We start from the raw sequence: 18,640 nt of genomic DNA on the forward strand, positions 1-18,640 counted from the left end.
AGGGGATGCTAATATGTCGACGCAAACTTCACGGGTTACATTGCCCGGAGAAATGTTACCAGCGTACAACGAAATATTGACACCTGAGGTGCTTAGTTTTTTAAAGGAACTACATGAAAATTTCAATGAGCGCCGCACAGAACTATTACAAAAACGTGTAGAGAAACAAAAAAGAATTGATGCAGGGGAGTTTCCGAAGTTTTTAGAAGAAACAAAGCACATACGTGAAACGGATTGGACAATCGCCAAGCTTCCGAAAGATTTAGAGGATCGCCGCGTAGAGATTACTGGACCGGTAGATAGAAAGATGGTCATTAACGCTTTAAATTCAGGAGCTCATCTTTTTATGGCGGATTTTGAAGATTCGAATTCACCAACTTGGGAAAATGCGATTGAAGGCCAAATTAACTTACGAGATGCAGTAAAGGGAACGATCTCACACAAAAATGATAAAGGAAAAGAATATAGATTAAATGATAAAACAGCTGTACTCATTGTGCGTCCAAGAGGATGGCATTTAGAGGAAAAGCATATGCAAGTTGATGGGAAAAATATGTCCGGCAGCTTAGTGGATTTTGGTCTGTATTTTTTCCATAATGCGAAGGCGCTTTTAGAAAAAGGAAGTGGCCCGTACTTTTACTTACCGAAAATGGAAAGTTATTTAGAAGCGAGATTATGGAACGATGTATTCGTATTTGCTCAAAAATACATCGGTATTCCAAACGGAACAATTAAAGCGACTGTGCTATTGGAAACGATTCATGCTTCGTTTGAAATGGATGAAATTTTGTATGAGCTAAAAGATCATTCTGCTGGCTTAAACTGCGGAAGATGGGATTACATTTTCAGCTTCTTAAAGGGTTTCCGTAATCATAATGAATTTTTACTGCCAGATAGAGCGCAAGTCACGATGACGGCGCCGTTTATGCGCGCGTATTCTTTAAAAGTAATTCAAACATGTCATCGCCGTAATGCACCAGCAATCGGAGGAATGGCAGCACAAATTCCGATTAAAAATAATCCAGAAGCGAATGAAGCGGCTTTCGAAAAGGTGCGTGCTGATAAGGAGCGCGAAGCTTTAGACGGTCATGATGGGACTTGGGTTGCCCACCCGGGACTTGTACCGGTTGCAATGGAAGTATTTAATCACATTATGAAAACGCCGAATCAAATTTTTAGGAAACGTGAAGAAATACGTGTTACAGAAAAAGATTTATTAGAAGTACCAGTGGGAACGATTACAGAAGAAGGTCTTCGCACGAATATTAGTGTAGGTATTCAATATATTGCATCTTGGTTAAGTGGACGGGGAGCAGCGCCAATTTATAACTTAATGGAAGATGCAGCAACTGCGGAAATCTCCAGAGCACAAATATGGCAATGGATTCGTCATGAAGGCGGAAAGCTAAATGATGGCCGCAATATTACGCTCGAATTAATGGAAGAATGGAAAGAAGAAGAATTAGTAAAGATAGAAAGAGAGATTGGTAAAGAAGCCTTTAAGAAAGGGAGATTCCAAGAGGCGACAACATTGTTTACAAACCTCGTTCGGAATGATGAGTTCGTACCATTTTTAACATTACCGGGTTATGAAATTTTATAAAGTGAAAAGGGGATGGAATAAATGAAAAACGAAAGAATCGATAAATTACAAGAGAACTGGGAATTAGATACGAGATGGAAAGGAATAACACGTCCGTATTCAGCTGAAGATGTAATTCGTTTGCGTGGTTCGATTGATATTGAACATACAATAGCACGCCGCGGTGCTGAGAAGCTTTGGACATCGCTTCATACGGAAGATTATATTAACGCACTTGGTGCATTAACAGGAAACCAAGCGATGCAACAAGTGAAAGCGGGATTAAAAGCAATTTACTTAAGTGGTTGGCAAGTAGCGGCTGATGCAAACCTTTCTGGACATATGTATCCAGACCAAAGCTTATATCCAGCGAACAGCGTACCAGCTGTAGTAAAACGAATTAACCAAACACTTCAACGTGCGGATCAAATTCAGCATATGGAAGGAAGCGATGATACAGATTATTTCGTACCGATTGTAGCAGATGCAGAGGCTGGATTTGGCGGACAATTAAACGTATTCGAGCTTATGAAAGGTATGATTGAAGCGGGTGCATCAGGTGTACACTTTGAAGATCAATTATCTTCAGAGAAAAAATGCGGACATTTAGGTGGAAAAGTATTACTGCCGACACAAACAGCGGTACGTAATTTAATTTCCGCACGCCTTGCTGCGGACGTAATGGGAGTGCCGACAATTATCGTTGCAAGAACAGATGCAGATGCAGCCGATTTAATTACGAGTGATATCGATCCGGTTGATAAAGCGTTTATTACAGGAGAAAGAACACCAGAAGGATTTTATCGTACGAAAGCAGGACTGGATCAAGCAATTGCACGTGGTTTAGCGTATGCACCGTATGCAGACCTCGTTTGGTGTGAAACGTCTGAACCAAATTTAGAAGATGCAAAACGATTTGCAGACGCAATCCATAAAAAATATCCAGGGAAATTACTCGCTTATAACTGTTCACCGTCATTTAACTGGAAACAAAAATTAGATGAAAAAACGATTGCGAGCTTCCAAAAAGAAATCGCATCTTACGGTTACAAGTTCCAGTTCGTAACACTTGCTGGATTCCACTCATTAAACTACGGCATGTTTGAATTAGCACGTGGCTATAAAGACCGTGGTATGGCAGCATATTCTGAATTACAACAAGCGGAATTCGCAGCAGAGAAACACGGTTACTCTGCAACTCGCCATCAACGCGAAGTAGGAACAGGTTATTTTGATGAAGTAGCACAAGTCATTACAGGCGGTACTTCATCAACGACAGCGTTAAAAGGTTCTACAGAAGAAGCTCAGTTTACGAAATAAAAGGAAGGTGATCACAATTAAGTGATCACCTTTTTTATTACTCTTTATATAAACTGATAACATCTTCTCCCGTTAAATATATTACGGTTACTTTTTTATTATCCTTCTCATAAACTTTCATTCCACCCTCTGCAAAAGTTTTATCCCATCCCTTTAATTTTATATGTATTTGATACCATATAGATAAACCTGATTCAAAACAATCGCCTTTATATACATACTCACCTATCTCCTCAGTAGTATGAATTAATTTAGCTTCATAAGGTATAGGGAATCCTTTAATTTCAGAATCAATGGTCTTATTAAAAACTAGAAGGTATGTTAACGTAATAATAGTAGCCAATAACAAAAATAAAATCTTTTTCATGTATGTAAATCCCCCATGGCAAACGGCCTTGTAATTTTATCCCGCTATTTGCGGCAGTAAGACTCCCGCCTCAAAAGTTGGCTGGAGCAAAGAAGTTACGTGGGAGATGCACAAAACCCTACTGATTAAAGTTTCCCTTTAACTAGTTGCATTATAATATAATATTTTTATAACGTGATTTTAATTATTATAAAATTTTTGTGAAACGAAAAAATGGGCTGAATTCTCTTACATAACTATAGAAAGCTAAAATTTCGTTAGGGGGTATCTCGAGATTTTAGCTTGATAGTGATGTGATAGTTCCGGTAGGAAAAGAAACGATATGAACGATTATTCGGATATATGTAACACAACTTAAAATATATTTACGATTCGAAAAGATATATCGATTTACTAACAAAAATAGAAATAATATTAGATCCACTCTTTCCCATGCTCACGAATAAACGTCATATCTTTTTCATAATGATCTAGATGTCCTTCATCAATCATTCTTTGGAAATTTCCGTCTCCTTCTTGTGCTTTTCTTTTCACATATGTACATAACCCTTCTAAACGTAGTAACACCATTTCGAAGTAATCTTCGTCCATATCTTTATCGTAGGACTGAGCAAACAACTTCACTCTTTCTTTAATACGACCTGCGTGTTGCGATGAGTCGTAATGAACGGCTTCTCCTGATTCTGTATAATACACTCGACTTAAAGGTACACAAGTATAAAGCGTATAAGCGATATCCCACATTCTTGGACCAGGAGCAGCGACGTCAAAGTCAATAATACCGACTGGCTTTTCATTATTGAAAATAATGTTATATATAGCAAAATCATTGTGGCATAAAACCTCAATGTTATGTGGGGTATGATCCATCGGTTTCCAATCATCTAATAACGGAAAGTCACTTACAGCATCATGGTACAGACGGAGCATCTTTGCGATTTCTTTCAGCACATCATTAGACCACATGAATTCTTTTAAAGGATAATTGCCTGCGTCGCCTTCTATAAATGATAAAATCTCTCTATCTTTTTCATCTATGCCCAAAAACTTTGGGGCATAATGAAATCCTTTGTTTTCTAGATGACGTAATAGCTTATGAATTTTTTTACTGTCTGGCTTTAATTCCCGCCGAACAGTATTTTCAGAACGATATACGTTTGAGACGTTTCCCCCTGTTAGCTTTTCTTCTTTTTCGTAGTTTGACATGTGAAAATTCCCCCTATAATTAAAAAATCCAATTCCAAATAGTGAATATACCGACAATAGCAGAGAAAAGAAGGAAAGCAAGGAATACTAGACACCCAAGAGAGAGTAACTTATCTTCCCATGTTTCTTTATATTCATATACTAATTCCTCTGCTACTTTTTTTTGTACTGGAGATAAAGGCTTCTCTTTATACAATTTCTTTATCTTGCTAGAATCGCCTTTGAATTTTAAAGCACGCGCAATATGATAAGGATCATTTCCCATTGATTTTTCAAATAATAAACATGATTCATGCATAATATCTGTTTTATGCTCCTCTAGATACCAATAACGTCCAGCCATTTCTGGATATTGTAATTTATAATAAATGTCTCCGAGTTGTTTTCGAAGATGTAATTCATTTGGATATGTAAAGATGAGACCATGTAATCTTTCTCTTGCCTTTCCAAGATTATTATTTTCAATATCCTCCTCAATTCTCTTTAATGTTTTTTTAGGAATTTTGGTTGTCATGAATTCCTCCTTATATAGAATAGAGATAATTTTATTTTATAAGAAATACTAAAAATTAGAAATTCTATTTTCAAAAAAGATTGTACATTTTATTTTAAGTATGCTATGATGATGTCAGTTGAATAGTTAAATTAAGCAATCCATATATTATCAAGTGCCGAAAACGAACGAGAAAAAGTATGTGAGAACTAGTTTATGTTTCGTGTTTGATAATGTGTGGATTCTTTTTTTATACAGGAAGACTAAAATAATTTGTATTTTCTTAGGAGGAAATAATCATGGCAGTAACAGGACAAGTAAAATGGTTTAACAACGAAAAAGGCTTCGGTTTCATCGAAGTTCCAGGCGAAAACGATGTATTCGTACATTTCTCTGCAATCGAAACTGAAGGTTTCAAATCTTTAGAAGAAGGTCAAAAAGTTAGCTTCGAAATCGAAGAAGGCAACCGTGGACCTCAAGCTAAAAACGTAATCAAACTATAATTTTATAGTTGATGATGGAAAAAAGGATGGCTCATGCCATCCTTTTTTTGTTGTTGAGATATATGTAAATGAAGTTGTACTCGACGTTTATAGAGGTAATGAAGAAGAGTAAAAGGCTTTCCAAAAAGGAAGGCCTTTTACTCTTCTTTCCCTGCTTTTTTCTTCTCGCGTTTTTTACATTCAGGACATTTCGATTTACGAAATGGTTTAGCGAAGAATAGCAAAATGAAAAATAAACCGAATATAATACTAGCTGAGTTTTTCACGATAATGACGCTACTATTTTTCATTTGAATCGATGGTTGGATCTCTTTTTCTTCCATAAGGGCCCTCCATATATTGGATTTATATTTTAATTATAGCAAAGTTAATTGTTGTAATGATGTAAAAAGAGGAAGAGATAATAAATATTTATAGGTAGTATAAATGCTGTTTTTATGGTTATAAAACTATTTAATTTATATATTGTGATTTTATTGTTTGACAAATGTTTGATAAATGATAAAAAATTGTAAAAAAGCGGAACCTGTTACCTATTTCCTTTTCATAGGTGCTAAAATTATATATGCAGCTGCTAATATAAATAGAAAATGAAAAAAGGAGATAATAGGATATGGAAAGTAAAGTAGAACGCTACGTCGAAAATTATGTTGTAACTAAAAATACAATGGCCTTACTTCCTGTTATTCTAAGTGAAAAGAAAATTGTTACGCGAGTTGTTGAAATGGAAGATTCTTTTTTCGTATTTCAAAAGCCTCTAGATATTATAGAGAGAAGTTGTCGTAAGCATGGATCTAGTTTTTTGGGCAGAAAAGAAGGAACGAAAGAGTTAACGCATATTACACATAAAGCACCGATTGCAATCAGTCCGACAGATCAACTTTATTTTTTCCCTACTTATTCTTATTCTAGAAAAGAGTGTGCGTGGCTGTCGCATTTTTATATCGAAAGTAATCGAGAATTAAAAGATGGAAATCTTATTATTCGATTTATAAATGGCCTTGCTGTGAAATTAGAAATATCAAAAAGTAGTTTTGAAAATCAACAAAATCGTACAGCGAAACTGCGTACAGAATATGAAGATCGAAAGAAGAAACAAGGAAATCCTTGTTTTAAAGAAATTGATAAAAGAGATGAATCAACATTAAGACCAGCTTATGAGAAAGTGTATTTTGTTAGGGAAGAAGATGTGTGAGAGGAAAAGGATGAGGAGACTCATCCTTTTTTTATTTCATTATATATACAGTTTACACTGTAAGATTCATAAATAAAACGAGCGAGATGTACAAATATATTGTTCTTTAATGGAACAATATAATGGTAATTTCCTTATATATATTTAATGTAGTGTGAATATATATCGTTTTATATTTGTGGCATACATGATACTTCTTTCTATATAGGTAGAAATACCCTTACGTGCAGTAAGGGTATTTTTTTGAAAAAGACGAATTATTACTTTCTGTAGTTTCTGCTTTTTCATCAAACGTAACCGTTAAGTTACAATTTGTGTATAGTGTCTAAATTATCTTCATATCCTGTCGAATATTGAAAGATTATCATAGCTAAATAATGAAGGAATTCTAATGAAGGACATGGAAACTTAATAATTACATCTCCATATGTCGTATCTACCATTTCCTCTTTCAGAAAAGCAATGATACAGTAGAGGTAGTAATTAGAGTAAAGGGGTAAAGTGTAGAATGGATTTTCAGTCAATCAAAGAGTATTTTTCACCAGAAAATATGGATCATATTGTTGAAAGTTATAAGGCGTTCGGACCGCTTCTTGGCATCGGTTTGCCGATGATAGAGGCGCTTATTCCAGCATTACCACTTATTGTGTTTGTACTAGCGAATGCTGTTGCATTTGGATTTTGGCTGGGTTTCCTTTATTCATGGCTTGGATCAGTAATCGGTGCTATGCTTGTTTTTTTCATTATCCGCCATTTTGGACGAAGCCGTTTCTTTTCTTTTGTAAATAAGCATGAGAAAGTGCGCAAGGCAATGGGGTGGATTGAAAGGAAAGGATTCGCGCCAGTGTTTGTTATATTTTGTTTTCCGTTTACACCGTCTGCGCTTATAAACGTTGTAGCTGGTTTATCTCGCATTAGCGTAAAACAGTTCGGACTTGCGCTCGCATTCGGAAAGCTTGTGATGATTTTTATTTTAACGTACATCGGTCATGATTTAATGTCGTTTATTCATAAGCCGGTGAAATCAGTTATTGTAGCGATTGTTATTTTTATTTTATGGTATGTCGGTAAAAGAATTGAAGTAAAGTTAGAACTACATTAAGAATAGTCTTCTTTGTCCCACTATTTGAGGGCAGTAAAACTTCCTCCAAAAAATTCGGCTGAAGCAGAGAAGTTAGGTGGGGATCAATCTGCCCGATCGGTGCGGGATGAACAACCCCCCCACCGATTAAGTTTCACTTTATAAATGCAAGCTTCATTATTAAAGGGTAAGGGGAGAAGCGGATGAAGAAAACTTTGAAAAAAGAAGGCCTAGAGTGGATACGAACAATTTTAATTGGTGTACTATTAGCTGTATTTTTTCGAACGTTTTTCTTTTCAACGTACGTTGTAGAGGGGAAGTCAATGATGCCGACATTGCAAGATGGCAATATGCTCGTTGTAAATAAGGTGAGTTATCAAGTGGGGGACTTGAACAGATTCGATGTCGTCGTTTTTCATGCGAATAAAAAAGAAGACTATGTAAAGCGAATTATCGGTTTACCTGGAGACCATATTGAATATAAGCATGATAAGTTGTATATAAACGGTCAATTTATTGATGAGCCTTATTTAGAGAAGTACAAGAAAGAGATAAATGGAAGGCAACTAACAGGTGATTTTACATTAGAAGAGTTAACGAAAGAAAAGGTGGTGCCAGCTGGTCATATTTTTGTAATAGGCGATAACCGCCTTGGGAGCTGGGATAGTAGACACTTTGGCTTTGTGAAGGCTGATACAGTTGTCGGTAAAGTCGATTTACGATATTGGCCAATTCAAGAGGTGCAAACGAATTTTTCAAAAGGTTGATATAATGAAGTAGAAGTATAGAAAAGACAAACAACTCCGTTTGTCTTTTTTCGTGTACTATAATACAATTATAGTAGCAAACTAACGTTCGTTGTGTAAGTGAAAGGTGGGGTTACATGTCACTTCGATTGGTGATTGGTAGAGCGGGAAGTGGAAAGAGTACACTTTGTTTACGAGAAGTGCAAGAAGAGTTAAAACAGCGCCCGAGAGGCAAAACAATATTATATCTTGTGCCAGAACAGATGACATTCCAGACGCAGCAGGCGTTAATTGAAAGGGAGGATGTAAGAGGTTCTATTCGGGCACAAGTTTTTAGTTTTTCACGATTAGCTTGGAAGGTGTTGCAAGAAGTTGGCGGAGCGAGTCGTCTTCATATTGATGAAGCGGGTGTGCATATGTTACTTCGTAAAATTGTAGAATCTCGTAAAGATGGATTATCGGTGTTCCAAAAAGCAGCGGAGCAAAACGGTTTCTTTGAACATCTTGGCAGTATGATTGCGGAGTTTAAACGTTACAATGTGACGCCATCTAACGTATATGAAATGTGGCAACAATTAGATGCGCATAGTAGCAGTGCTGAGCAAAAGTTATTAGCGAATAAAGTATATGATTTACAGATATTATATGATGATTTTGAACGTGCTTTAATCGGGAAGTATTTAGATTCAGAAGACTATTTACAATTGCTAGTGGAAAAGCTTCCGCAGTCTGAGTATGTAAATGGTGCTGAAATTTATATAGATGGGTTTCATTCATTTTCTCCGCAAGAACTTGAAATTGTAAGACAGCTCATGATTTGTGGAGCGAGAGTCACAATTACGTTAACGATAGATGAAAAAACATTAGCGCAACCAGTGAATGAACTGGATTTATTTTATGAAACAACGTTAACATATGAAAAAATAAAACAAGTAGCGCGTGAAGAGAAAATAGAAATTGAAAAAACAATTCCACTTATGGAACAACCGCGTTTTCATTCTCCGGCATTAGCTCATTTAGAAACGCATTATGAAGCGCGTCCGAATGAAAAGTATTATGATGAAGCAAGTGTAACAATTAGTACAGCGGCGAATTTACGAGCTGAAGTAGAAGGGGTTGCTCGTGAAATTCGTAGACTTGTCGCGGATGAAACGTATCGTTACCGAGATATTGCAGTACTTCTTCGTAACGGGGAAAGTTATTACGATGTGATGCGAACGTTATTTACAGATTATAATATTCCACATTTCATCGATGAAAAACGCCCGATGTCACATCATCCATTAGTAGAGTGTATTCGTTCTGCCTTAGAAATTATTAGCGGGAATTGGCGTTATGACGCGGTGTTTCGCTGCGTGAAAACAGAGCTTTTATATCCATTAGACGTAAGGAAAGAAATGATGCGTGAAGAGATGGATGAGTTCGAAAACTACTGTTTAGCGTACGGTGTACAAGGGAAGAGATGGACTTCTGAGGATCCGTGGATGTATCGCCGTTACCGTTCACTTGACGATACAAACGGAATGATAACAGATATTGAACGTGAAATGGAAGAGAAAATAAACAGGCTGCGTGACGTTGTAAGAACGCCAGTTATTCGCATGCAAAAAAGGTTAAAGCGTGCGGGAACAGTGATGCAAATGTGCGAAGCGGTTTACTTATTTTTAGAAGAACTTGACGTTCCAAAGAAGTTAGAAGAATTACGTATACGTGCAGAAGAGAGCGGAGATTTCTTATTTGCAACAGACCATGAACAAGTATGGGAAGAAGTAATGAGCCTTCTTGATACGTTTGTAGAAATGCTTGGTGAGGAGAAGATGTCACTATCTATGTTCACGGACGTTATGTCGACAGGACTTGAGGCACTTCAATTCGCTAACATTCCGCCATCATTAGATCAAGTATTAGTTGCCAATATTGATCATTCCAGGTTATCAGATGTGAAAGCAACGTTTATTATCGGCGTAAATGAAGGAGTTATTCCAGCAGCACCGATGGATGAAGGGATGCTTTCTGATGAGGAAAGAGAAGTTCTTGGTGCGGCAGGAATTGAACTCGCGCCAACGACGAGACAAACCTTATTAGAAGAGCAGTTCGTTATGTATCAGATGGTAACGAGAGCGTCTGAGAAATTATATATTTCATGCCCACTTGCAGATGAAGAAGGAAAGACATTACTTGCATCTAGCTTTATTAAGAAAATAAAAAGAATGTTTCCTAATGTGAAAGACTCGTTTGTTACGAATGACGTAAACGACTTATCGCGTTCGGAACAAATTTCATACGTAGCAACGCCAGAAGTGACGTTATCTTATGTCATGCAGCAACTGCAAACGTGGAAGCGATACGGATTTGAAGGGAATCTAGATTTTTGGTGGGACGTCTATAACTTCTACGTCACTTCGGATGAATGGAAACAAAAAAGTAGTCGCGTGTTATCAAGTTTATTCTATCGAAATCGTGCGCAGAAACTAAGTACGGTAGTAAGTAGAGATTTATACGGAGATAAAATAAAAGGAAGCGTTTCTCGTATGGAACTCTTCAACCGCTGTGCGTACGCTCATTTCGCGCAGCACGGTTTATCGTTAAGAGAGCGTGATATTTTTAAACTAGATGCACCAGATATCGGTGAACTATTCCATGCAGCACTGAAGAGAATTGCAGACAGGCTATTACGCGAAAACCGCACTTGGGCGGATTTATCAATAAAAGAGTGTGAGCATCTTTCTGTTTTAGTAATAGAAGAAATCGCACCGTTATTACAAAGACAAATTTTATTAAGCTCAAATCGTCATTTCTATTTAAAACAAAAACTACAACAAATCATTTTCCGTACGTCAATCATTCTTCGTGAACACGCGAAGTCGAGCGGTTTCGTACCAGTTGATTTAGAGGTGCCATTCGGTATGGGCGGTACTGGATCGCTTCCGCCGATGGAATTCTCATTACCAAATGGTGTGAAGATGGAAGTTATCGGCCGTATTGACCGTGTGGATAAGGCTGAAGATGAAAACGGAACATTCCTTCGTATTATTGATTATAAATCAAGTTCAAAAGCGTTAGACTTAACGGAAGTGTATTACGGATTGGCACTTCAAATGTTAACGTATTTAGATGTCGTTACTACAAATGCACAAACGTGGATGAAAAAAGGCCACGCAGCATCACCTGCTGGTGTACTGTATTTTCATATTCATAACCCGATTGTTGAAATGAAAGGTGACGCATCTGAAGCTGAAATTGAAAAAGAAATTTTAAAGAAATTTAAAATGAAAGGCCTCGTACTAGGAGATGCTGACGTTGTTCGTTTAATGGATAACAAACTTTCAACAGGAAGTTCAGATATTATTTCTGCTGGTCTGAAAAAAGACGGTAGTTTTAGTGCGCGTTCTAGCATTGCAAGTGAGCAAGAGTTTAACGTACTGCAAAAATATGTACACCATACGTTTGAAAATATCGGAAAAGACATTACAGAAGGTGTTATTGATATTGCTCCTTACAAAAAGGGGAATAAAGCGGCATGTACGTTCTGTAACTTCAAATCTGTCTGTCAGTTTGATGAATCACTTGAAGATAATCAATTCCGTACGTTAAAAGATATGAAAGATAGTGAAGCGATGGAGAAAATCAGAGAGGAGGTTGACGGAGAATGATAGAAAATTGGCCTAAAAAACCAGAAGGTAGTCAATGGACAGATGACCAGTGGAAAGCCGTTGTAGCGAATGGACGTGACATTTTAGTCGCAGCAGCAGCTGGATCGGGAAAAACAGCAGTATTAGTTGAACGTATGATTAAAAAGATTATTAACGAGGAAAATCCAGTCGATGTCGACCGCCTGCTCGTTGTAACATTTACGAATGCAGCGGCGCAAGAGATGAAAAATCGAATTGGAGAAGCGTTAGAAAAAGTACTAATTGATGAGCCAGGATCTCAGCATGTAAGAAAACAGCTGAGCCTATTAAATAAAGCATCTATTTCAACGATCCATTCATTTTGTTTACAAGTAATTAGAGGGTATTACTACATGCTTGATGTTGATCCTCGTTTTCGTATTGCAAATCAAACAGAAAATGAGTTGTTCAAAGAAGAAGTGCTAGATGACATATTAGAAGAAGAGTATGGAATCGAAGATAATAGTATTTTCTTTGAATTAGTTGATCGCTATACGAGTGACCGTAGTGATGATGACTTACAAAGAATGATTTTAGCGCTTCATACAGAATCAAGAGCGCATCCAAATCCGGAAAAATGGCTCGATAAATTAGTAGAAGCATACGACGTGGAAGGAAAGACAATTGAAGATTTAGTGTATGCTTCTTACTTATTAGAAGATGTGAGATCCCAGCTTGAAACAGCGGAACAACATATTCGTAAAGCAACCGAACTCGCAATGCTTCCTGACGGCCCGGCGCCTCGCGTTGAAACCCTACAAGCGGATGCAGCTTTACTTGGAATGTTATCATCAGCAGCTCGTGAATCGTGGACAAGCGTGTATGAAGCGATGCAAAACGTATCGTGGCAAACGTTAAAGCGTATTAAGAAAAGTGATTACAACGAGGATGTTGTAAAACAAGTAGACTCTCTTCGTAATAAAGCGAAAGATGAAGTGAAGAAATTACAAGAAGAGTTATTTAGCCGCAAACCTGAAAGTTTCTTACGAGATTTTCAAGATATGCATCCTGTATTAGAAAAACTCGTGAAGCTCGTAAAAGTATTTACAGAGCGTTTCCAAGCGATGAAGCGAGATAAAGGAATGGTTGATTTCACAGATTTAGAGCATTTCTGTTTGCAAATTTTAAGTGAACAAAGTGAAAATGATGAAGTGAAGCCATCAGCGGTAGCGCTTCAATATCGTAATAAATTTGCAGAAGTACTAGTCGATGAATATCAAGATACGAACTTCGTACAGGAATCCATTATTAAATTCGTAACGAAAGATTCTGAGAGTGAAGGGAACTTGTTCATGGTTGGTGACGTAAAACAGTCAATCTATCGTTTCCGACTAGCAGAACCAGGCTTATTCTTAGGAAAGTATAAACGCTTCACGCAAGAAGGATCGGGCGGCGGAATGAAGATTGATTTAGCGAAAAACTTCCGTAGTCGTCATGAAGTACTAGCAGGTACGAACTTTATTTTTAAACAAATTATGGGCGAAGAAGTTGGAGAGATTGACTACGACGCTGACGCTGAATTAAAACTAGGCGCTAGTTATCCAGAAGGTGAAGATGTAGCGGCTGAATTATTATGCATTCAGCAAACGGAAGAAGAAGTACTAGAGGGTGAAGAAGGTACGGAAGTCGAAAAGGCGCAACTGGAAGCTCGTCTTATGGCGCAGCGCATTAAAGCGATGGTCGATTCAGGTTATGAAGTGTATGACCGAAAAACGGATAGTATGCGACCAGTGCAATATCGTGATTTCGTTATTTTACTTCGCTCTATGCCGTGGGCACCGCAAATTATGGAAGAGTTAAAACTACAAGGAATTCCAGTATATGCAGACCTTGCGACTGGTTACTTTGAAGCGACAGAAGTAAATATTATGATGAACGTATTCCGCGTTATTGATAATCCGATGCAAGATATTCCACTTGCAGCAGTACTTCGTTCACCGATCGTTGGATTAAATGATGAAGAACTTGCGACGCTTCGTGCCCACGGAAAGAAAGGGTCATTTTATGAAGTAATGAGCTCATTCTTAAAAGGTGCACCGCTTGAAGAAGAACAAGAACTTCATGAAAAACTAGAATGGTTTTATAACTTACTGCAAGGATGGCGTGAATTTGCGCGCCAACAATCACTTTCTGATTTAATTTGGAAAGTGTACGGTGAGACAGGGTATTATGACTTTGTCGGCGGTTTACCAGCTGGAAAGCAAAGGCAGGCAAACTTGCGCGTATTATATGACCGCGCAAGGCAATATGAAGCAACATCATTTAGAGGATTATTCCGCTTCTTACGTTTTATTGAACGTATTTTAGAACGCGGTGACGATATGGGGACGGCGAGAGCTCTTGGTGAACAAGAAGATGTTGTTCGCATTATGACGATTCATAAAAGTAAGGGACTTGAGTTCCCGGTCGTATTTGTAGCTGGACTCGGTCGTCGTTTTAATACACAAGATTTAATGAAACGTTTCTTACTGCATAAAGACTTCGGTTTCGGTTCACAGTTCATTGATCCGCGTAAACGAATTAAATATACGACATTATCACAGCTTGCAATTAAACGTAAAATGAAAATGGAATTAATTGCGGAAGAAATGCGCGTATTATACGTAGCTTTAACGCGTGCAAAAGAGAAGTTAATTTTAATCGGAACAGTTAAGGATGCAAATAAGGGAATGGAAAAATGGCTCGATGCGAGGGAACATAGTGAATGGTTATTACCAGATCACATACGTGCTGGAGCGTCTTGTTATTTAGACTGGATTGCACCTTCATTATATAGACACCGTGATAGTGAAATGCTTCTTGAATTAGGACAAGGAAGTATTCCAGATGAAATTTACGGGTATGACACTAGCTGGAAAGTAGAAGTTGTGGACGGTAACACGCTACTTGCACCAGAGCCAGTTCAAGAAGAGAAACAAGAGTTGTTAGAAGCACTTCGTGAGAAAAAGGCTGTGCCGTTACAAAGTGAACGAAAAGAAGAAGTGTACGATAGGTTAATGTGGAAGTACGGGTATGAGGAAGCAACCTCTCATCGTGCGAAGCAATCTGTTACAGAAATAAAGAGAAATTATCAATCTGAAGAAGGTAGCGATAACGCCTTTATTAAAAAACTACGTGCACCAATTAAAACACGTCCGCGCTTTATGGAGAAAAAAGGATTAACGTACGCAGAGCGTGGGACGGCAGTCCATGCCGTTATGCAACATGTTGATTTGAAGAAGCCGATTACGGTTGAAGTTCTTCAAGAACAAATTGCTGGAATGGTAAATAAGGAATTATTAACATTCGAGCAGGCGGAAGAAATAGCGATTGAAAAAGTAATTTCATTCTTTGACAGTGACTTAGGTAAAAGGGTATTAGCGGCGAAAAGTGTTGAGCGTGAAGTTCCATTTACGATGATGCTATCAGCAGAAGAAGCATATCAAGATTGGCGAGGGAATAGCGGGGAATCGATTCTTGTCCAAGGGGTTATCGACTGCATGATTGAAGAAGAAGATGGTATTACTCTAATCGATTTCAAAACAGATACGATTGAAGGTAAATTCCCAGGCGGATTTGAACAAGCAAAACCAATTTTAGAAGATCGCTATAAAGTGCAGCTTTCGTTATATGCAAAAGCACTCGAGAAAAGCTTACAACATCCTGTGAAAGAGAAATGTTTATACTTCTTTGATGGGAATCATGTTGTGAATATTGAGGAATAGACAACAGAAAGGGGCTATAAAAAATGGCAACGTTAAGAACTTGTGAACAGGGACACGAGTACTATAAAAGTAGCGATTGTCCAACTTGCCCAACCTGTGAGAAAGAGAGAAAGCCAAAAGAAGGTTTTCTCTCTCTTCTTTCAGCACCAGCAAGAAGGGCATTAGAGCACCATGGTATTCACACTGTAGAAGAGCTCTCAAAATATAGTGAAAAAGAAATTTTAAAACTGCATGGTATGGGCCCCGCATCTTTACCAAAGCTTAGAAAGGCTTTGGAGGAGGGCGGATTATCATTTAAATAAATGGTGATGTGATGAATAATTTTCAAAGAAAAGATCCGTTACTATTTCATATAAAAAAGAGGTGTCACCTATAGGAGACACCTCTTTTTTATGCCGTTCCAATCTGGTCTTGATCTGCCACATCAGAATCAAACGTATTTGTTGCACTAACGCCGTTAAAAGTGTTGACGACAAATCCGACATTAGAAGCTCCGGACCCGTTATAAGCTTTCGTGTTTTCTTTCGGAGACACGTTATAAAAATCTCCTAAATTGAAAGAACCGTTACTGTTTTGAACGACGAGATTTCCAACAACCGAAGGCATACCATCCACCTACTTTACTAAGCTTTTTAATTACTATATGAATTATTGAGCGGAAGGTTCATCCGTAATATATTGGCGGATTTGCATAATACGAGAGTTATTAAAAACATAATCAACATTTCCAATTTGAAAGCAACCAGAATTTAAAAGTGTTCGCAGTTCAACGTTATTTACTTCAATAAAAGGGCATTCATTTATAATATTTAATTTGACATCTGTCGTTCGCTTTGGGATTGTAATGTGTTCATCTGTAAAGATTTCAAATGCATCTAAGCGACCTTCACCTTTTATATAACAAGGGATTTCCCTGTGGACGGCAAGAGCTCTACTTTTTAATTCCATTTGATTTGCATCTCCAACTTGAAATACGGCAGCAATCCCTAAAGAAATAATAGAAACATTTTGGACAATAGACACATGATGTAACATAATTTCTCAGTCTCCTTAACCTGGAGTAGGAGGGACATCTGTTACTAATGGTACAAATGGACCCTCTGTAACAGTTTCAAACGGTGTATCAAGAATAGAAGATAAAATGAGGAAATTTGCATCCCCAATTAAAAAGAGAGCGGACGAGGATACACCGTTCATTTTAATCTGTCCGACTTTTAACTCACGATTTACAACGTTAAGATTCATACATACTTACTCCTTTCGGAAATTTCCCGGTATGTGCTGAATAAAGGATAGAAAGGCTTTGTCGATATCTTGTTTCATTGCTTGAATAATGAGGTCTCGTAAATAATCTGGATCTGTTGAAATACCTTCATATGATTGAGCTTGTGATAAATAATAAGGAAGTCTATGCTCCATCTGTTTTTTTATGTCATCAACCATCATTTGTCGATACATTTCATCAAGCGGTGTTCTCTCTTCTTGTTCAAAATGGAGAATTCGATTATATGCTTCTTCATCTAAGTAGCGATGCATTTCTTGAAGGATACCTTGATAAAAGTCAGGGTTGGTGTCAGTTTCAGGATTGACCTTCAATGTTTCTGTATCAACTTGAAAATCTTCAATTTGTTGTCCTTTTGTTGAAAATGGATTTAAACCAATATTTAAAGTGCCATTTAAATTTTCTACTTTTAATTGATCGAATTTGTATTCCACTTTTCCTATAGAAGAGGAGGGGCGACTTTTTAATTCATTAAGCTCTTCTTGTAATTGGCGGACTTGATCTTCTAGGCTAAGGATGGTTGCTTGTTGTATTTGGAGAGCTTGCTGAAGTTGGTGTAAGTAAGTATATATATCTTGATTCATTTTGTGAAACCTCCTTTTCAATAGGGAGGGTAAATATATTCCTGATATATATTTATGACAAGGATGTCTTAAGAAGAACTATTTGATGGTTTGATAGAAATAATTTGTCCTTTCGCCTGTAATGGGCGAAGAGGCTCTGTAAATCCACCCGTATTTGAAAATTTAGATAGAGCTTTAATGCTTCCGGCTGTACCAATTTGGAATACAGAAGAAGTCGTAATGCTATCGATTCTAATACTGTTAATGATAATACTTTGGTTCACGTAAAAATTCAATGCAATTGCCTCCTTTAAGTTGAACCAATTATCGCTTGATCGATTACATCTGAATCATTGACAGTCGTTGCGCTTTGATAATTGTAGACAGAAACATTATCTCCAACGTTAAAAGAGCCGGCCCCAGCGAAAGCACGTGAATAACTAATAGGCCTAATCGCAAATACATCTCCAATGTGAAAAATACCACTTGACCCAATATTGACGATACGAATATGTCCGACCATAGCTGGCATATAAAACACCTTTCGTTTTTAAAATTTTCTTTTCTACTATTGTATGGGCGTTTTCAATAAAATGTGTGTTTTTTTGAAATAAAAGAAACACACACGTTATTGCGTGTGTGTATCGAGTGTTTGATTATGGTGAAAATTCGTATGTACATGCCAAATTACATTTAAGAGCCTGTCCAGTTCTTGGCTACAATCCACTGTTTTTTGAGAAGTCATTCCGTAGCGTTCAGCAAAATAGATCATTTTTTCACGTTTTTTTTCAATAGCTTGCTCAAACATTGAAATCGGCTCCATCTCTAAATGAAATTTTTAGTATATATGTAGTACATATTATACAAAAATCGCATAAAAAAGAAACAACTTCGCTAAAAAAAGTAAAAATTCTACAATTTATGTCA

General features: G+C 37.3%; 20 protein-coding genes. 9 read left to right on the top strand and 11 right to left on the bottom strand.

Features of this window, described 5'->3' with window-relative positions:
- Window positions 1-13 precede the first annotated feature (13 nt).
- Window positions 14-1,603 (top strand): malate synthase A, encoded by a 1,590-nt coding sequence (aceB, locus tag JDS81_RS14310; protein ID WP_097953201.1) that lies wholly within the window; start codon window positions 14-16, stop codon window positions 1,601-1,603.
- Window positions 1,604-1,624: 21 nt separating this feature from the next.
- Window positions 1,625-2,902, top strand: a complete 1,278-nt coding sequence (gene aceA, locus JDS81_RS14315) for an isocitrate lyase (RefSeq protein ID WP_000787332.1) — start codon at window positions 1,625-1,627, stop codon at window positions 2,900-2,902.
- 37 nt (window positions 2,903-2,939) lie between these two features.
- Here aceA and JDS81_RS14320 read toward each other — a convergent pair whose 3' ends face one another.
- The 3 genes from JDS81_RS14320 to JDS81_RS14330 all read right to left on the bottom strand — a co-directional run bounded on the left by JDS81_RS14320 (window position 2,940) and on the right by JDS81_RS14330 (window position 4,989).
- Window positions 2,940-3,269 carry a hypothetical protein gene (locus tag JDS81_RS14320; protein ID WP_000721808.1) on the bottom strand — a complete coding sequence of 110 codons (330 nt, stop codon included), beginning with the start codon at window positions 3,267-3,269 and terminating at the stop codon, window positions 2,940-2,942.
- A 414-nt stretch (window positions 3,270-3,683) separates the two neighbouring features.
- Window positions 3,684-4,475 (bottom strand): phosphotransferase, encoded by a 792-nt coding sequence (locus JDS81_RS14325; protein ID WP_097953202.1) that lies wholly within the window; start codon window positions 4,473-4,475, stop codon window positions 3,684-3,686.
- A 19-nt stretch (window positions 4,476-4,494) separates the two neighbouring features.
- Window positions 4,495-4,989, bottom strand: coding sequence for a DUF6584 family protein (locus tag JDS81_RS14330; protein WP_097953203.1), 495 nt, complete (start codon window positions 4,987-4,989; stop codon window positions 4,495-4,497).
- 278 nt (window positions 4,990-5,267) lie between these two features.
- On the opposite strand from JDS81_RS14330, the gene cspA reads away from it, so the two are divergent.
- Window positions 5,268-5,471, top strand: a complete 204-nt coding sequence (gene cspA, locus JDS81_RS14335; RefSeq protein ID WP_000301522.1) for an RNA chaperone/antiterminator CspA — start codon at window positions 5,268-5,270, stop codon at window positions 5,469-5,471.
- Between the two features lie 137 nt (window positions 5,472-5,608).
- Here the strand turns inward: cspA and JDS81_RS14340 are convergent, their stop codons facing one another.
- The gene (locus JDS81_RS14340; RefSeq protein WP_000391370.1) at window positions 5,609-5,794 is read right to left on the bottom strand and encodes a hypothetical protein; all 186 of its coding nucleotides are present in this window, start codon (window positions 5,792-5,794) and stop codon (window positions 5,609-5,611) included.
- Window positions 5,795-6,084: 290 nt separating this feature from the next.
- On the opposite strand from JDS81_RS14340, the gene JDS81_RS14345 reads away from it, so the two are divergent.
- From JDS81_RS14345 to JDS81_RS14370, 6 genes are all read left to right on the top strand, one after another.
- Entirely contained in the window at window positions 6,085-6,666 is a 582-nt protein-coding gene (locus JDS81_RS14345; RefSeq protein WP_000444437.1) for a competence protein ComK, read from the top strand.
- 508 nt (window positions 6,667-7,174) lie between these two features.
- Window positions 7,175-7,768, top strand: coding sequence for a TVP38/TMEM64 family protein (locus JDS81_RS14350; protein WP_000347508.1), 594 nt, complete (start codon window positions 7,175-7,177; stop codon window positions 7,766-7,768).
- A gap of 182 nt (window positions 7,769-7,950) precedes the next feature.
- A complete protein-coding gene (gene lepB, locus JDS81_RS14355) occupies window positions 7,951-8,514 on the top strand; it encodes a signal peptidase I (protein ID WP_000751914.1) in 564 nt (187 codons plus the stop codon).
- Window positions 8,515-8,630: 116 nt separating this feature from the next.
- Window positions 8,631-12,146, top strand: a complete 3,516-nt coding sequence (addB, locus tag JDS81_RS14360; protein WP_097953204.1) for a helicase-exonuclease AddAB subunit AddB — start codon at window positions 8,631-8,633, stop codon at window positions 12,144-12,146.
- Complete coding sequence (gene addA / locus JDS81_RS14365) at window positions 12,143-15,868, top strand: helicase-exonuclease AddAB subunit AddA (protein WP_097953205.1); 3,726 nt, start codon at window positions 12,143-12,145, stop codon at window positions 15,866-15,868. Before addB ends, addA begins: the two co-directional genes overlap by 4 nt.
- A gap of 23 nt (window positions 15,869-15,891) precedes the next feature.
- Window positions 15,892-16,170: an RNA polymerase alpha subunit C-terminal domain-containing protein gene (locus JDS81_RS14370; protein WP_000224035.1), complete on the top strand. Its 279-nt coding sequence runs from the start codon at window positions 15,892-15,894 to the stop codon at window positions 16,168-16,170.
- Between the two features lie 88 nt (window positions 16,171-16,258).
- On the opposite strand, the gene gerPF is transcribed toward JDS81_RS14370, so the two are convergent.
- The 7 genes from gerPF to JDS81_RS14405 all read right to left on the bottom strand — a co-directional run bounded on the left by gerPF (window position 16,259) and on the right by JDS81_RS14405 (window position 18,521).
- On the bottom strand, window positions 16,259-16,474 hold the full coding sequence (gene gerPF, locus JDS81_RS14375) for a spore germination protein GerPF (protein WP_001141566.1): 216 nt from the start codon (window positions 16,472-16,474) through the stop codon (window positions 16,259-16,261).
- A 42-nt stretch (window positions 16,475-16,516) separates the two neighbouring features.
- Complete coding sequence (locus JDS81_RS14380) at window positions 16,517-16,903, bottom strand: spore germination protein GerPE (RefSeq protein ID WP_000902321.1); 387 nt, start codon at window positions 16,901-16,903, stop codon at window positions 16,517-16,519.
- Between the two features lie 15 nt (window positions 16,904-16,918).
- A complete protein-coding gene (gene gerPD / locus JDS81_RS14385) occupies window positions 16,919-17,113 on the bottom strand; it encodes a spore germination protein GerPD (RefSeq protein ID WP_001052804.1) in 195 nt (64 codons plus the stop codon).
- 6 nt (window positions 17,114-17,119) lie between these two features.
- Window positions 17,120-17,734, bottom strand: a complete 615-nt coding sequence (gene gerPC, locus JDS81_RS14390) for a spore germination protein GerPC (RefSeq protein ID WP_001070753.1) — start codon at window positions 17,732-17,734, stop codon at window positions 17,120-17,122.
- 68 nt (window positions 17,735-17,802) lie between these two features.
- Window positions 17,803-18,009, bottom strand: a complete 207-nt coding sequence (gene gerPB / locus JDS81_RS14395) for a spore germination protein GerPB (RefSeq protein ID WP_001012514.1) — start codon at window positions 18,007-18,009, stop codon at window positions 17,803-17,805.
- A 14-nt stretch (window positions 18,010-18,023) separates the two neighbouring features.
- A complete protein-coding gene (gerPA, locus tag JDS81_RS14400) occupies window positions 18,024-18,245 on the bottom strand; it encodes a spore germination protein GerPA (protein WP_001111187.1) in 222 nt (73 codons plus the stop codon).
- A gap of 96 nt (window positions 18,246-18,341) precedes the next feature.
- Window positions 18,342-18,521, bottom strand: coding sequence for an aspartyl-phosphate phosphatase Spo0E family protein (locus JDS81_RS14405; RefSeq protein ID WP_000462852.1), 180 nt, complete (start codon window positions 18,519-18,521; stop codon window positions 18,342-18,344).
- Between the last annotated feature and the right edge of the window lie 119 nt (window positions 18,522-18,640).

The organism is Bacillus cereus group sp. N31 (assembly GCF_016483245.1).
In the GTDB taxonomy this organism is placed as follows: domain Bacteria; phylum Bacillota; class Bacilli; order Bacillales; family Bacillaceae_G; genus Bacillus_A; species Bacillus_A toyonensis.